This is a genomic window from Bradyrhizobium sp. SZCCHNR1093 (genome assembly GCF_032381175.1).
In the GTDB taxonomy this organism is placed as follows: Bacteria; Pseudomonadota; Alphaproteobacteria; order Rhizobiales; family Xanthobacteraceae; genus Bradyrhizobium.
In genome coordinates, this window is the sequence record NZ_JAUHJJ010000003.1 from 88,208 (window position 1) to 104,599 (window position 16,392).

A 16,392-nucleotide genomic window follows, 5' to 3' on the forward strand; every position below is an offset into this window, starting at 1 on the left:
AGACGAGCTCGGGATTCCGGGTTCGACGCTGACGCGTCGAACCGGAATGACGTGGGTGTGGAGGCGCGTCAGATGCCTTGAGCAGGGAGGCACCCAATCGACGTCGTGCGCCTCATCCACTATGCTCCCGCGCATGAAGCACAAGACATTCGGAACCGGCGGAGCCAGCGTCTCCGTCATCGGGCAGGGCACCTGGTATCTCGACCACGCCGATCGCAGCCGCGCCATCGCCACGTTGCGGCGCGGCCTGGATCTCGGCATGAGCCACATCGATACCGCGGAGATGTATGGCGATGCCGAGCTGGTCATCGCCGAGGCCATCGCCGGCCGGCGTGACGACGTATTCCTGGTCTCGAAGGTGCTGCCAAGCAACGCCTCGCGCAAGGGCACCATCACCGCCTGCGAGCGCTCGCTGAAGCGGCTGAAGACCGACCGGCTCGACTGCTATCTCCTGCACTGGCCGGGCTCCTATCCGCTCGCGGAAACGGTGGCGGCGTTCGAGGAGCTCAAGGCCGCCGGCAAGATCGGGTCCTGGGGCGTCAGCAATTTCGACGTCGACGATCTCGATGAACTGCTGAAGGTCGCAGGCGAGGGCAAGATCGCCTGCAACCAGGTGCTCTACCATCTGCAGGAGCGCGCCATCGAGCACGCGGTGATCCCGTGGTGCGGCCAGCATGGCGTCGCCGTCGTCGCCTACTCGCCGTTCGGCCATGACGACTTTCCGGAACGCCGCAGCGCCGGCGGCGAGGTGCTGCAGCGCATCGCGGAGCAGCATGGCGCAACGCCGCGCCAGATCGCGCTCGCCTTCCTGACGCGGGCGTCGTCGCTGCTCGCGATCCCCAAGGCGTCGCGGCCCGAGCATGCCGAGCAGAATGCCGCGGCCGGCGACATCGAGCTGACCGCAGCCGAGATCGCCGCAATCGATCGCGCCTTTCCGCGCGGGCCGAAGCCGCGCGGGCTGCCCATGCTGTAATGCAGCATCACGGAAAATTACGGATGTTTGCTACTCCGGCGCGTGGCAACGCATAAGTGCTGCCCGCTTCGATGGGTTGTCGCGGCGTCGCGATTGGCGTTTTGTCGCCACTCACCGAATCGTCCCCGTTCCAAAACTCCCGAGTTCGACCGTGACCCCGCCACCGAGTGCGGCCGCAGCCGCGCGCCTCGACGACGTGCCGACCTCCGTGCAGGAGAAGCCGCAGGCCACGCGCAAGCGCGCGCCCGCGCGGGCCGACCGGCCGTTCCGCGGCATCGCGCTGATCCTGCTGTCGACCGTGTTCCTCGGCACCTCGGACGTCACAGCGAAATATCTCTCGAAGACGCTGCCCTCGATCGAGATCACCTGGATCCGCTTCGTCATATTCGCAGCGATCATGGTGCCGGCGATGATCCCGGGCTCGCCGCTGTTCGCGATGCGCACCGAGCGGCTCAAGTTCCAACTGCTGCGCGGCGTTGCGCTGCTCGGCTCGTCGCTGATGTTCATCACCGGTTTACGCTATCTGCCGATCGCCGAGGCTTCCGCCACCGGCTTCGTCGCGCCGCTGTTCGTCACCGCGTTGTCGATCGTGTTCCTCAGCGAGAAGGTCGGCCTGCGCCGCTGGATCGCGACCGCGGTCGGGTTGTTTGGCGTGCTGATCATTCTCCGCCCCGGCACCGGCGCGTTCCATCTCGCCGCCTTGTTCCCGATCGCCTCGGCCTTCGCCTGGGCCTGCACGCTGATCATGACGCGGATGATGAGCGGGCGTGAGCACGCCATCACGATCATGACCTATTCGTCGATCGCCGGCCTCTGCGTGCTCACGGCAATCGTGCCGTTCGTCTGGACCACGCCGTCCTGGCAGGACATCGGCTTCGGCGTGCTGGTCGGCGTCGCCTCGACCATGGGGCAGTGGATCGTCGTGCTGGCGTTCCGCTATGCCGACGCCTCGGTGCTGGCGCCGTTCTCCTACACCCAGCTCCTGTGGGTCAGCATCCTCGGCTTCCTGGTGTTCGGCGAGGTGCCGGACGTCTGGACCATTGTCGGCGCCGCCTTCATCGTCTCCAGCGGCCTCTACACCGCCCATCGCGAGCGCGTCCGCCGCTCGCAACTGCTGCAGGTCGCCGGCGAGAGCTCGCCGAATCCGTGAGCCCTCGCTCGCGCATCCCTGGCGAATACGGGGGTGTGAATTTTTGGGCGGATGCGTTGCGCGATCGCCACAACCGGTGCGAAACGCGTAATGATCTGAAATCATTGGAAAAACGCATTCGCATCCCGTCCCGACCACCAAGTCTGAGCTGCTAGGTCTTGGACTGCACGAGAACGTGCAGAGCAGGGCTTGGGAGTGTCGGAGTGGGGATGTCGGGCGACAACACGGCTGTCCGCTGGCGGGTTGGCGGATTGGTGCTCGTGGTCGGGCTCGGGCTGACGACGGCCGCGCAGGCGCAAACCGACTACACCTGGGGCGGTCCCGGCGCCACGACGACGACCTCCGACTACAATCTCTCGACCAACTGGGAGACCCCGCCGGCCGGCGCGCCGCCGGCATCGGGCGGCCAGGAGGCGCTGTTCGGGGCCACCGGCGCATCGACCATCACGGTCACCGCGCCGATCAATCCGGATTCCTGGATCTTCCTCAGCAACGCCCAGTCCTATTCGATCGGCGGCGCCGACGTGAATTTCGGCGTCGCCGGCTCCGGCTGGGGCTTCATCAACAACGCCAATTCCGGCCAGACCATCACCATCGGCAACAACCTCGGCGAGACCGTTGCCGGCGTGCGCGCCGAATTGCTCGGCAACAGCACCACCATCCTGCTCGGCACCAATTCCTACTCCGGCGGCACCTTCATCGGCAGCGTCGCGACCCTGCAGCTCGGCGATGCCACCCACACCGCCCGGATCGTCGGCGACGTGTCGAATTTCGGCATCTTCAACATCGTTAGGGCCGACACGTCCGGCATCGTCTCGCTCACCAATGATGGCGGCACCACCAACTTCCTCGGTGCGAGCTCCGCCGGCACGATGACGATCGTGAACCAGTCGATCGCCACGACCGCGTTCGGTGTCGCCGGCGGCACGGACACGGCCACGGCCGGCAGCGCCGTGATCACCAACCATCAGGGCCGTACGCTGTTCAACGCCAGTACCAGCGCCGGCAACGCGACGATCACGAACGACACGTTCAGCATGCTGGCGTTCGTCAATGCCGCCACGGCCGCCAATGCGGTCATCACCAATGGCGGCAATTCCTACGTGATGTTCGGGATCGGCTTCGGCAGCGACACCCCGTCGGCCGGCAATGCCACCATCACCAACAACATGAACGGCCAGGTCCAGTTCAACGCCCATTCCACCGCGGCGAACGCGACCGTCACCACCAATGACGGCGGCTCGACGCTGTTCTTCGATCACGCCAGCGCCGGCTCCGCCACGATCATCACCAATGATGGCGGCCGCACCCGCTTCCTCGACAATACGACCGGCGGCACCGCCCAGTTCGTCACCAATGGCACCGGCGTGGTCGATTTCTCCGGTAGCACGGGTGTCAATGGCGACGGCCGCATCACCGCCGGCTCGCTGGCGGGCTCCGGCAACTACTACATCGGCGCCTTCAACACGCTGGTGGTCGGCGGCAACAATCTCTCCACCGAGGTCTCCGGCGTGATCGGCGACACCGATCCTTGCGGGTGCGGCACCATCGGCCCAGGCTCGCTGACCAAGGTCGGCAGCGGCAAGCTGACATTGTCCGGCGTCAATACCTATACCGGCACGACCACGATCGACGGCGGCATCCTCGCCGTGAACGGCTCGATCGCCGGCAGCATTGTCGTGGTGAATTCCGGCGGCGCGCTCGGCGGCAACGGCATCGTCGGTAGCACGCTGGTCAATGGCGGCGCACTCGCGCCGGGCAATTCGATCGGGCTGCTCACCGTGCAGGGCAACCTCGTGTTCACGACGGCTGCGAGCTACATGGTCGAGGTATCCCCGGCCAATGCCGATCGGGTCAACGTGACGGGAACGGCGACGCTCGGCGGCGCCACCGTGCAGGCGAGTTTCGCGCCCGGCAGCTACGTCAACAAGCAGTACACGATCGTCAATGCGACCGGCGGCGTCAGCGGCACCTTCAATGCGCTGGTCAACACCAACCTGCCGGCCAATTTCACTTCTCGTCTGAGCTACGACGCCAACAACGTCTATCTGAACCTGACGCTTGGCTCGACCGGCACCAACAACACCAACCAGCAGAACGTCACGGACACCACGACCGGCTATTTCAATCGCACCGGCGGCATTCCGCTCGCCTTCGGCGCGCTGACCCCGGCCGGCCTGACGCAGGTCTCCGGCGAGATCGCCACCGCTCCGCAGCAGGCGATGTTCGACTCGATGAAGATCTTTCTTGGCCTGATGACCGATCCTTTCGTCGCCGGTCGCAGCGCGAACGCATCTAGTCCGGCTGCAGCGTTCGCCGACGCAGGGAAGGGCGCCGCGCCGCGCGATGCCTTCGCGCGCATGCAGGTGAAGGCCACACCGGCCCAGCGCTTCGATGAGCGCTGGAGCACCTGGGCCGCGCCGTTCGGCGGCGGCTCGTTCACCGATGGCAACGCCGCGCTCGGCTCGAACAACGCCACGATCCGCGAGGTCGGCTTGGCCGCCGGCGCCGATTACATCGTGTCGCCGAGCTGGCTGGCCGGCTTCGCGCTGTCCGGCGGCGGCACCAGCTTCGGCGTCAATGGCGGCGGCAGCGGCCGCTCCGACCTGTTCCAGGCTGGCGCCTTCGCCCGCTATCGCAACGGCCCGAATTATCTTGCCGCCGCGCTCGCCTATGGCTGGCACGACGTGACCACCGACCGCACCGTGACCGTCGCCGGCGTCGACCAGCTCCGCGCCCGCTTCAATGCGTCGGCCTATTCGGCCCGCCTCGAGGCCGGCCGCCGCTATGCCACGCCGTGGGGCGGGATCACGCCCTATCTCGGCGGCCAGGCGACGGCTTACGTGCTGCCGTCCTATGCCGAGCAGGTGCTCTCCGGCGCCGGGACCTTCGCGCTGACCTATGCCGGCAAGACCGTGACCGATGCGCGCATCGAGATCGGCGCGCGTTTCGACCGGGCTTTCGTGCTCGCCGATGGCGTGTTGTCGCTGCGCGGCCGCGCCGCCTGGGCGCACAATTTCAACCCGGATCGCACCATGACCGCCGGCTTCCAGCTGCTCCCGGGCACGAGTTTCGTCGTCAACGGCGCTGCGCAGTCGCGCGACCTTGCGCTGACCACGGCCTCGGCCGAAATGGCCTGGCGCAACGGCTGGTCGGCGGCTGTGACCTTCGAGGGCGAGTTCTCGTCCATCAGCCGCTCCTACGCCGGCAAGGGCGTGCTGCGCTACAGTTGGTGATTGCGCGACGTCGTGTGGCTTGGAGCCGGCGTGCACCGATGCTAGGGGTGCGCTGAGCAACAAGAACAACAGGGAGCACGACGCCATGATCAACCTGACGCCCGAGACCGTCCTGCCCGACGACGGCCCCAGCGGGACGCTGGTCGGCCGGGTCTGGCGCCCCGACGTGGACGGACCGGCCGTGGTCGCGGTGCGCGATGACGGCGTTTATGACGTCACCTCGGCTTTCCCCACCGTCAGCGCCCTCTGCGAGCACGACGATCCGGCGGCGGCCCTGCGCGCGATGAAAGGCGAGCGCATCGGCGATCTCGCCGCCATCCTCGCCAACACGCCGCCGGATCGCCGCAATCCGGCCAAGCCGTGGCTGCTGGCGCCGGTCGATCTGCAGGTGCTGAAGGCCGCGGGTGTCACCTTCGCGATCTCGATGCTGGAGCGTGTCATCGAGGAGCGCGCGCGCGGCAACCCGGCCTCCGCCGAGGCGATCCGCAAGGAGGTGGTGCGTCTCGTCGGCGACGATTTCTCCAAGCTCAAGCCGGGCTCGGACCAGGCGATGCACCTGAAGCAGGTGCTGATCGAGCAGAACGCCTGGAGCCAGTATCTCGAGGTCGGCATCGGGCCCGATGCCGAGGTCTTCACCAAGGCGCCGACCTTGTCATCTGTCGGCACCGGCATGGATGCCGGGCTGCATCCGAAATCGACCTGGAACAATCCGGAGCCGGAGGTGGTGCTGGCGGTGTCGAGCCGCGGCCGCATCGTCGGCGCGATGCTCGGCAATGACGTCAACCTGCGCGACTTCGAGGGCCGCTCGGCGCTGCTGCTGTCAAAGGCCAAGGACAACAACGCCTCCTGTGCCATCGGCCCGCTGCTGCGGCTGTTCGACAAGAGCTTTTCGCTCGACGACGTCAGGCAAATGGATGTCGCGCTGACCGTGACCGGCAGCGACGGCTTCGTGCTCGACGGTCATTCCTCCATCAGCAAGATCAGCCGCGATCCGACCGATCTCGTCGCCCAGACCATCGGCGCCGTGCATCAATATCCCGACGGCTTCGCGCTGTTCCTCGGCACGATGTTCGCGCCCGTCAAGGACCGCGACGCGCCGGGCCAGGGTTTTACGCACAAGCGCGACGACATCGTCACCATTTCAGCGCCGCAGCTCGGCCGCCTCGTCAACCGCATGCGCAACAGCGACGAATGCGAGCCGTGGACTTTCGGCGTCGGTGCCTTGATGCGGAGTTTGGCGCGGCGCAAGCTGATCTGAGGCTTGCTTAGTCGTTATTCCGTCATGCCCGGGCTTGTCCCGGGCATCCACGTCCTCCCACGTATGCCGAATGACGTGGATGGCCGGGACAAGCCCGGCCATGACGACATGGAGATAGACGAGGACGGCGCTCTGGTCCTCGTATGCGGTCGCCCTGTTGCGGATACCCGGCCGCAGTCCTCACACGTGCCCCGACGCCATCTGCCCGGCGGCGCGGCGGGCGCGCTCCTGCAACTGCGTGGGATCGCCCAGCGCGGCACGCTCTCGCACCACCGACAATGCATGGTCGCGCTCGGCCGCCGCGCTGCGGCGCGGCTCGGGGCGGCGCAGGCCGAGATCATCCTCGATCGGATCCTTCGGCACCAGCGATAGCGCCCGCTCGAACGGATCGAGCGAAGCCTCACGGCCCTTGCCGCTGTCGCGGCTCGGCTCGGGCTCCGGCGGCCGCCGCGCCACCAGCGTCTTGATGCGTCCGATCAGGCCGGACGGCGCTTCCGGCGGAGCTGGGTCGAACGGATCGGCATAGAAGGTCGCGCCGGCCTTCTCGACCATGCCGGCGAGCGCGCTGACCATGCGCGGCGAGCCGCAGGCATAGACGACGTCGGAGGCGGTCAAGGTCGGCATGTGCGGCTCGATCCGTCCGGTGCGGATCGAGGGATGATTGATCGGGCCTTCCTCGACGGTCGGGATGATCGTGACGTTGGGCAGCCGCGCGAGCTGTGCCAGGATCGGCGTCATGTAGAGCTGCGGCAGCTTCTTGGCGCCGGCGATGATCACCATCGGCCGGCCGCGCTGCTCGCGCAGCGCCATCGCCGCGATCGCCCAGATCGGCGCAAAGCCGGTGCCGCTGCCGACGAGGATCAGCCGGCCGGTCCCGCCGGGGCGCAGGAACGCATGGCCGTAGGGCCCCTGGATGCGCAAGCGATGGCCGGGACGGATGCCGCTGCCGAGCGCCGTCGTCACGCGGCCGCCGCGCACGCGCTTGATGTTGAGATGGATGACGCGGCCGCCGATGCGGCCGTCGAACGAGGCGGTGGGGCTGTAGGCGCGCGCCGGATAGCCGTTGAAGGTGAACTTGAAGTACTGCCCCGGCAGATAGCTGATGCTCTTCTCCGGGGCGATCATCAGCTCCATGATGTCGGGCGCGACCTCGCGCAGGCCGACCAGGCGCGCCTTGCTGGTGTCGATCTCGGGCACGTCCTCCATCTCGACGTCGAGGTCGGACACGACGCGCGCCTGGCAGGCGTAGATCATGCCCTGCGTATGCGTCTCGCCGCACACCGTCTGGCCCTTGGAGACATGAACCATGCAGGTGCCGCAGGTGCCGGCGCGGCAGTCGAACGGAATCTCGACGCCGTTGGCCAGCGCGCCATCGAGCAGCACGTCACCCGCGCGGACGCGGAACTGGCGGCCCTTGACGGTGACGGTCCTGAAGTTCGACATGGTTCACTCCTCGATCGAATACGCTGTGACAATGTGGGCTGAAGGACGCCGCGGGATCACGCCCTGTCGGGTGAGACGCGGATGAGGTTCTTGTTGGCCGTGCTCTCGAACCGGCTCGACCAGTAGTTCGAGGCCATCACCGGCCGCTTCAGCCAGCTCACCTTCGGCGAGCGCAGCACCAGGAACCAGAAGAAGAACGGCGTCGTGACGAGGTGCGAGACCAGCGGAAACCAGTCCGGCAGCAGCGACGCCGGACCGGGCAGGCGATACCAATAGTAGGTGCTGACCGCCGTCGCGGCGAAGATGCGGTGCATCCGGGTGCGGGTGGCCGGCTTGTAGCGCAGCATGTGCTCGCCGATCCTGAACACGATGTAGCTGATGACGGCCGCGCCGAACGGCCAGACATAGGCAGTGATGATCTCGGCACTCCCGACCTGCTGCGGCGGATAATCCGGCACCTGGAACCAGCCCCAGACGAAGCCGGGAAAGCTGCCGATCAGGAAGTTGCCGAGGAACTGCTGCACCTTCGTCGGCACGCCCGCGGTCGGCGTCAGCTCCGGCGTCGAGTCCGGGCACGGATTGCTGCAGGCCTCGCAGATATTGCAGCGGGCGTTCTTGAAGGTGAGAGCGGGGTTGGTGCCGTACAGACGCTCGACGGGGTGGATCGGGCACAGCGAGGTGCACCAGCCCGAGCGCATCTCGAACACCGAGCCCATCGCGAACGCCATGACCGCAGCCGACAGCAGCATGAGCGCCGTCAACGGCCCGTCAACATTGAGTCCGATGCGCCGCATCGGCACGACGATGAAGAGCGAGGTTACGCTGATCACCGCTAAGGTCGCCGCGCCCCATTCCGGCATCCGGATGTTCTGCGAGATGCCCATCTTGTTCGGCAAGAGATGAAAGGTCGCCATCGGACAGATGTTGCGCCACAGGCCGGGCGAGATCGTCACCAGCGCCGGCGCGACCGGAATCAGCAGATTCCACATCAGGGCGATGCCGAGCGCAGGGAAGAACAGCAGCAGATTCACCAGCAGCACGCCGACGACCAGCATGACCGTCTGCATGGTCAGCCAGAATCGCCGCTCGGCCCGGCCGGTGCTGCGGCTGCCCGGCTGCGCGGCCGGCTGATACCTGGCGGGAGCCACCTGCACGGCCACGTGTGTGAGCGGCCGGGCCTCTCGACGGTGCGAAGCGTAGTCGTATTGGGACGAACGTTGAGCGCTGTTGTTTCGCATTGCTTTCCAGGACGCTGGTTACTTGGCACGGCGCGCTGGTGTGACGAGGCCGGGCCAGACGTGCTCGTCCGCCAGGCCTGTTAGTTCGCGTCATCAGCGCATGCTGTGCCGCGGAATCTGCCGACGAGATGTGGCGCTTTTTGACGGCCAATATGGACGTGTCTGGGCCATGCTGCGGTGGGCCTGCGGCCGTTTGATCTGGATCAAATCGAGGAGCATCAAGCATTTGATCTGGATCGAGGTTTGTTTTCGAGTGCGTTTGATCTGGATCAATGACGGCCTTCACCGTGACAGATCGCAGGCGCAATGAAGGCGCGTGTGCGTGGGATGCGGCATGCGAAAGCTGCCCGTCGGGCAAATCGGGGCGTGCGCGAGAAATCCTGTCCAGCCCTGTGCGGAAAAATAAATCGCTTGTCTATTTCGTAAAATCAGCATTAGAGTCCCGCCCGTTCCGTTGCGTCGGAGGGGACGTATCGCGGTCGTCATGGACGTCGGCAGCGGAATGCGATGGGCGTGTGTCGTTGCAGCGTGATCATTCGCGCGGACGAACAGCGATGCACGCACGGTCAAGTCGCGCGGTCCTGGCACCCCGATGCTGGTGTCCCGCGGCGGAGCGCGCAAAGCGCATCGTCGCGCACGGTGGCCAAAAGCCGGCGCACCGGGGAGAACGCGAAGCAGCCGTCAAAACCATCGCGCAGGGAGGGCCGGGCGTGTTCGGCCAGACCTGTGGTACCTGCCGCCTGCATTTTTTTTTCGCAGGCGGGCCACGGGCGCGGCCAGCGCCCGGCCTTCCCTGCGCCCTCTGTTGTCGAGGAGGGTGAAGCGATCAGCATAGCTCGGGCGCAACCCGCCGCGGGACTGCGAACGCATGTGGCGATAGATCGCCGGCGTTGGGGGACGAGCGCTCTCGCCCAGGATTCCAGTGTCGTCCCGGCGAACGCCGGGACACATAACCCCAGGGAGATGTTGTTGCGCACGATGTCGACCCAGTCTTTCTTCACAATAACTGCCGCGGAGTATGGGTCCCGGCGTTCGCCGGGACGACAGCTGAGATTGCTGAGGCAGCTGGCCTCACACCGGCAGCGCGATCGAATACTTCACCTGGCTCAGCGCAAAGCTACTTTCGATCGAGGCGATGCCGTCGAGACGAGTCAGCTTGGTTTTCAGGAACGCTTCATAGGAGGAGAGATCAGCCGCGACCACGCGCAGCAGGTAGTCGCGATTCCCCGTCATCAGATAGCACTCCAGCACCTCGGGCCAGGCCGAGATCGCCTTCTCGAACCGCTTCAGATCCTCCTCCTTCTGCCGCGCCAGCTTGATGGAGATGAAAACGGAGACGTGCAGCCCCAGCGCCTTCTGGTCGACGGTGGCGATGTAGCGGGTGATGACGCCGCGCTCCTCCAGCAGCTTGACGCGGCGGTGGCAGGGCGACACCGACAGTCCGACCTTGTCGGCGAGCTCCTGCATGGTGATGCGGCCGTCGGCCTGGAGATGGGCGAGGATCTTGCGGTCGATGGCGTCGAGGTCGGGCATTGGGATGGCATCCCTAGAAGTGGTGATCGGATGGAAAAATATCCCAATAATGGCCCATGATGCGCGAAAATTTGAGAATTATGGTCTCGTCGACAGGATTAGGCTTGCAGAATCCAAACAATCCCCCGGGAGCCGCGCCATGGCCACGCCATCCGCACCGTCAGACCGTCTCGACATGCTGAACGCGCTGGCCCGCAAGGCGCTGTGGCTGTCGTCCTGGACCATTCATCACGCCAACCACATCCGGCCGAATATTGACGGCCTCAAGGTCGGCGGCCACCAGGCCTCCTCGGCCTCGCTCGCGACCATCATGTCGGCGCTGTACTTCTCGGTGCTGCGCCCGGAGGACCGCGTCGCGGTGAAGCCGCATGCCAGCCCGGTGTTTCACGCCATCCAGTATCTGTTCGGCCGGCAGACCCGCGAGAAGCTGGAGAATTTCCGCGGCTTCAAGGGCGCGCAGTCCTATCCCTCGCGCACCAAGGACATCGACGACGTCGATTTCTCGACCGGCTCGGTCGGCCTCGGCGTCGCTCAGACGCTGTTCTCGTCGCTGGTGCAGGACTACGTCAAGGCGCATGGCTGGATGAAGGACCGCCGCGAAGGCCGCATGATCGCGCTGGTCGGCGATGCCGAGATGGACGAGGGCAACATCTTCGAGGCGCTGGCGGAGGGCTGGAAGCACGGCCTGCGCAACACCTGGTGGATCGTGGACTACAACCGCCAGAGCCTGGACGCCGTCGTGCGCGAAGGCCTGTGGGAGAAGTTCGAGACCATGTTCCGCAATTTCGGCTGGGACGTGGTGATCGTGAAATACGGCAAGCTGATGCGCGAGGCGTTCGCCGAGCCCGGCGGCGAGGCCTTGCGGCGCTGGATCGACAACTGCCCGAACGCGCTCTATGCGGCGCTGTGCTTCCAGGGCGGCGCCGCCTTCCGCAAGCACATCCAGGACGACATCGGCGATCAGGGCGACGTCACGCGGCTGCTCGACAAGCGCAGCGACGACGAGCTGCTGGCGCTGATGTCCAATCTCGGCGGCCACGACATGGCGAGCATGCTGGAGGCGTTCGAGTCCATCGATCACGACCGCCCGGTCTGCTTCATCGCCTACACGATCAAGGGTGTTGGCCTGCCGTTCCAGGGCCACAAGGACAATCACGCCGGCCTGATGACCGTCGCGCAGATGGAGAAATGGCGCGCCCAGCAGAACATCCGCCCCGGCCATGAGTGGGACAAGTTCGAAGGCCTGAAGCAGGACCCGGCAAAGCTGGAGGCGTTTCTCGCCGCCGTGCCGTTCAATCGCGACGGCCGCCGGCTTGACGATGCCGTGTTCGACGTGCCGGAGCGGCTGACCTTTACGGCCGCGGCGCAGATGTCGACGCAGCAGGGCTTTGGCCTGATCCTCAACGATCTCGCGCGCAGCGACACCGCGATGGCCTCGCGCATCGTGACGTCGTCGCCCGACGTCACCGTGTCGACCAATCTCGGCGCCTGGGTCAACCGCCGCGGCCTGTTCGCGCGCGCCGAGAAGGCCGACCTGTTCCGTAGCGAGAAGATCCCGTCGACCTTCAACTGGGCGGCATCGCCGAAGGGCCAGCACATCGAGCTCGGCATCGCCGAGATGAACCTGTTCATCATGGCCTCCGCGCTCGGCCTGTCGCACGCCATCAATGGCGCCCGGCTGCTGCCCGTGGTGACCTTGTACGATCCCTTCATCGAGCGCGGCCTCGATGCGCTGAACTACGCCTGCTATCAGGATGCGCGCTTCATGGTGGCGGCAACGCCGTCGGGCGTGACGCTGGCACCGGAAGGCGGCGCGCATCAGTCGATCGCAACGCCGCTGATCGGCATGGCGCAGGACGGGCTGTCGTCGTTCGAGCCGGCCTTCGTCGATGAGCTCGCCGCGATCATGAAATGGGGCTTTGCCCACATGCAGCGCGAGGCAGGCGAGGGCGGCTCGCTCTATCTGCGGCTATCGACGCGCACCATCGATCAGCCGCAGCGGATCATGACGCCGGAGCTGGAATCCGACATCGCCGCCGGCGCCTATTGGCTGCGCAAGCCGGGGCCGAATGCGGAGGTGATCGTCGCCTATACCGGCGCCCTTGCTCCAGAGGCGATCGAGGCGACCGGCCTGATCGGCGAATCCCGGCGCGACGTCGGCCTGCTCGCGATCACCTCGGCGGACCGGCTGCATGCGGGATGGACGGCGGCGCGCAGCCTGCGCCGGCATCGCCGCGGCGTGCAGCATCTCAGCCATATCGAGCAGTTGCTGGCGCCGCTGCCGCGCGACTGCGGCATCGTCACCGTGATCGACGGCCACCCGGCGACGCTCGGCTGGCTCGGGTCGGTGCGCGGCCATCGTGTCGAGGCGCTCGGCGTCGAAAAGTTCGGCCAGACCGGCACGATCGACGATCTCTATCGCCACAACGGCATGGATGCCAACGCGATCATCGATGCGGCCGAGAGCCTCACCGGCGCTCCGGTGCGGCATCGCAAGATGGCGGTGTGAGGGCGGGGGGAAGAGGGAGCTGAAAACAGCTGCGCCGTCTCCCCCACCTGGATGAAGGAGACGGCGTCGCAACTTGGAGCAAAAGGGCTAGGTGCTGAAAAGCTACGCAATAAAAACTGGCGAAGTCATTCGTTGTGAAATGTTTTCCAGCGTCCTTTCGAGATGCTGGGCTGTCTATGAAGGAGAGAGTAATCGGCACGACCGGGCCACGATGTGAAGCAGTTCACATGTTGAAAATGAATCTGCAGGACTGGGAATTCTGCCATCCGGAATGATCGCCGCAATCGCATTTGCTGCGATGCAAAATGGAGCGGCGACGAAACGCAGGTCCGTCGGCTTGCGCCGGTCGCGGCCTTGCTCCTATATCCGCGGGACGCAACCCCGGTCCCCGCATGTGGCGGGTTCATCCCGCGGATCGCGCGTGCCAGGATGCCGGCCGCGTGCTGCCGCCCCCTCCAGATGCTTCCACGTGAAGAGGTTTTCCGATGGTCAATCGCCTGCAATTCTACATCGACGGCGCCTGGGTCGATCCGGTCGTCAAGAAGTCCACGCCGGTCGTGAATCCGGCGACTGAAGAGGCGATGTACGAGGTTGCGCTGGGCTCCAAGGCCGATGTCGACAAGGCGGTCGCCGCCGCCAAGCGCGCCTTCGAGACGTTCTCGCAGACCTCGCGCGAGGAGCGCGTCGCGCTGTTCGAGAAGATCATCGCCGTCTACAAGGGCCGCATGAAGGAAATCGGTGCTGCCGTCTCCGACGAGATGGGCGCGCCGCTGCCGATGGCGGAGAAGCTGCAGGCGGGCGCCGGTCTCGGCCATCTGATGTCGACGCTCGATGTGCTGAAGAAATATGAGTTCGAGGAGACACTGCCGGCGTCCGTGGTGGTGCGCGAGCCGGTCGGCGTGGTCGGCATGATCACGCCCTGGAACTGGCCGCTCAACCAGATCGCCTGCAAGGTCGCTCCCGCGCTCGCGGCCGGCTGCACCATGATCCTGAAGCCGTCGGAGTTCACCCCGACCTCGGCGCTGATCTTCGCCGAGATCCTGCACGAGGCCGGCGTGCCGAAGGGCGTGTTCAACCTGATCAACGGCCTCGGGCCGGAGGTCGGTGCCGCCATGAGCGAGCATCCGGACATCGACATGATCTCGTTCACCGGCTCGACCCGCGCCGGCATCGACGTCGCCAAGCGCGCCGCGCCGACCGTGAAGCGCGTCAGCCAGGAGCTCGGCGGCAAGTCGCCGAACGTGATCCTGGAGGGGGCCGATCTGGTCAAGGCGGTGACCGGCGGCGTCATGCACATGTTCAACAATTCCGGCCAGTCCTGCAACGCGCCGTCGCGCATGATCGTGCCAGCCGCACGGATGAAGGAAGTGGCTGCGATCGCGAAGGGCGTTGCCGACAAGACCAAGGCCGGCGATCCGCGTGGCGAAGGCACCACGATCGGCCCGGTCGTCAATCGCGGCCAGTGGGACAAGATCCAGGCCCTCATCAACAAGGGCATCGAGGAGGGCGCCACGCTCGTCGCCGGCGGTCCCGGCCTGCCCGAGGGCGTCAACAAGGGCTTCTACGTGCGGCCGACGATCTTCGCCGACGTCAAGCCCGAGATGACGATCTCGCGCGAGGAGATCTTCGGGCCGGTGCTGGTCATCATCCCCGCCAAGGACGAGGCCGAGGCGGTCAAGATCGCCAACGACACGCCCTATGGTCTCGCCGGCTACGTCACCGCGCCGACGATCGAGAAGGCCCGCGAGGTCGGCCGCAAGATCCGCGCCGGCAACGTCAACCTGCAGGGCGTCCCGAACGACCGCACCGCGCCGTTCGGCGGCTACAAGCAGTCCGGCAACGGCCGCGAATGGGGCCGGTTCGGTCTCGAGGAGTATCTCGAGGTCAAGGCCGTCGCGGGCTACAACGCGGCTTGATTGGTGAGAGTGCGTAGGGTGGGCAAAGCGCAGCGTGCCCACCATTCACGCCAACAACGAAGCTGGTGGGCACGGCGCTCCGCGCCTTTGCCCACCCTACTCGGTGGAAGCTTAGCCCCCCAGCGCGCCCTGTGTATTCACGTAGAGCGCGTAGATCGACTGGCTGGCGGCCATGAACAGGCGGTTGCGCTTGAGGCCGCCGAAGCACAGGTTGGCGCAGCGCTCGGGCAAAGCGATGCGGCCGATCGGCGCACCGTCCGGCGCGAACACCATGACGCCGTCGAGCTCAGGCGTGCCCATGCCCCAGCCACACCAGAGATTGCCGTCGACGTCGCAGCGCATGCCGTCCGGCGTGCCCGGGCCGGCATCGATGTGGATGCGCTTGTTGGTAAGCTTGGTACCGTCGCCGGAGACGTCGTAGGCGAGGATCTTGCGGGTCGGCGCGCCGCGGGATTCGACGACGTAGAGGATGCTCTCGTCGGGCGAGAAGCACAGCCCGTTCGGTCCCAGCACGCCCTCGGCGACGATGGTCGCCCGGCCGGTGGTGCCGTCGATCCGGTACACGTTGGCGTCGATCTCGGGCTCGGCCTTGTAGCCCTCGTAATTGCCGAGCAGTCCGAAGGTCGGATCGGTGAACCAGATCGAGCCGTCGGATTTGACCACGACGTCGTTCGGCGAATTCAACCGCTTGCCGTCGAAGCTGTCGATCAGCACCGTGATCGAGCCGTCATATTCGGTGCGGGTGACGCGGCGGCCGCCATGCTCGCAGGTGACCAGCCGGCCCTGCCGGTCGCGGGTGTTGCCGTTGGCGAAGTTGGAGGGCTTGCGGAACACCGAGACCCCCCCGGTCTCCTCCTCCCATTTGAGGATGCGCTGGTTGGGAATGTCGCTGCACAAGAGATAGCGGCCGTCGCCGAACCACACCGGCCCTTCGGCCCAGCGCAGGCCCGTCGCCAGCCGCTCGACGGCCGACAATTTGAGCCAGTATTTCTCGAAGCGCGGATCGAGCGTCTGGATCGCCGGATCGGGATAGAAGGTGGCAGGGCGAAAGCCCTGGGCGTGAGCGTTTCCGTCGGACATCTGGCCGGTCCTGTTATTGCACCGTTACGATCTCTGCTATCATCCGCAAGCAATGA

At 66.1% G+C, this 16,392-nt stretch carries 10 protein-coding genes; 6 read left to right on the forward strand and 4 right to left on the reverse strand.

Features of this window, described 5'->3' with window-relative positions:
* Window positions 1-133 precede the first annotated feature (133 nt).
* The 4 genes from QX070_RS11510 to QX070_RS11525 all read left to right on the forward strand — a co-directional run bounded on the left by QX070_RS11510 (window position 134) and on the right by QX070_RS11525 (window position 6,617).
* Window positions 134-973 (forward strand): aldo/keto reductase, encoded by an 840-nt coding sequence (locus QX070_RS11510; RefSeq protein WP_315737175.1) that lies wholly within the window; start codon window positions 134-136, stop codon window positions 971-973.
* A 196-nt stretch (window positions 974-1,169) separates the two neighbouring features.
* The gene (locus QX070_RS11515) at window positions 1,170-2,123 is read left to right on the forward strand and encodes a DMT family transporter (protein ID WP_315737709.1); all 954 of its coding nucleotides are present in this window, start codon (window positions 1,170-1,172) and stop codon (window positions 2,121-2,123) included.
* A gap of 209 nt (window positions 2,124-2,332) precedes the next feature.
* Window positions 2,333-5,359: an autotransporter domain-containing protein gene (locus QX070_RS11520; RefSeq protein WP_315737176.1), complete on the forward strand. Its 3,027-nt coding sequence runs from the start codon at window positions 2,333-2,335 to the stop codon at window positions 5,357-5,359.
* 85 nt (window positions 5,360-5,444) lie between these two features.
* Window positions 5,445-6,617 (forward strand): fumarylacetoacetate hydrolase family protein, encoded by a 1,173-nt coding sequence (locus tag QX070_RS11525; protein ID WP_315737177.1) that lies wholly within the window; start codon window positions 5,445-5,447, stop codon window positions 6,615-6,617.
* 180 nt (window positions 6,618-6,797) lie between these two features.
* On the opposite strand, the gene QX070_RS11530 is transcribed toward QX070_RS11525, so the two are convergent.
* The 3 genes from QX070_RS11530 to QX070_RS11540 form a co-directional block, all read right to left on the reverse strand.
* Window positions 6,798-8,060: a 2Fe-2S iron-sulfur cluster-binding protein gene (locus QX070_RS11530; protein ID WP_315737178.1), complete on the reverse strand. Its 1,263-nt coding sequence runs from the start codon at window positions 8,058-8,060 to the stop codon at window positions 6,798-6,800.
* A gap of 56 nt (window positions 8,061-8,116) precedes the next feature.
* Entirely contained in the window at window positions 8,117-9,220 is a 1,104-nt protein-coding gene (locus tag QX070_RS11535; protein ID WP_315737179.1) for a ferredoxin, read from the reverse strand.
* 1,149 nt (window positions 9,221-10,369) lie between these two features.
* Window positions 10,370-10,831 (reverse strand): Lrp/AsnC family transcriptional regulator, encoded by a 462-nt coding sequence (locus QX070_RS11540; RefSeq protein ID WP_315737180.1) that lies wholly within the window; start codon window positions 10,829-10,831, stop codon window positions 10,370-10,372.
* A 139-nt stretch (window positions 10,832-10,970) separates the two neighbouring features.
* On the opposite strand from QX070_RS11540, the gene QX070_RS11545 reads away from it, so the two are divergent.
* Both QX070_RS11545 and QX070_RS11550 read left to right on the forward strand, forming a co-directional pair.
* Window positions 10,971-13,340 (forward strand): transketolase, encoded by a 2,370-nt coding sequence (locus QX070_RS11545; protein ID WP_315737181.1) that lies wholly within the window; start codon window positions 10,971-10,973, stop codon window positions 13,338-13,340.
* Window positions 13,341-13,825: 485 nt separating this feature from the next.
* On the forward strand, window positions 13,826-15,256 hold the full coding sequence (locus tag QX070_RS11550) for an aldehyde dehydrogenase family protein (RefSeq protein WP_315737182.1): 1,431 nt from the start codon (window positions 13,826-13,828) through the stop codon (window positions 15,254-15,256).
* A gap of 111 nt (window positions 15,257-15,367) precedes the next feature.
* On the opposite strand, the gene QX070_RS11555 is transcribed toward QX070_RS11550, so the two are convergent.
* A complete protein-coding gene (locus QX070_RS11555) occupies window positions 15,368-16,336 on the reverse strand; it encodes an SMP-30/gluconolactonase/LRE family protein (RefSeq protein WP_315737183.1) in 969 nt (322 codons plus the stop codon).
* Window positions 16,337-16,392: the final 56 nt, after the last annotated feature.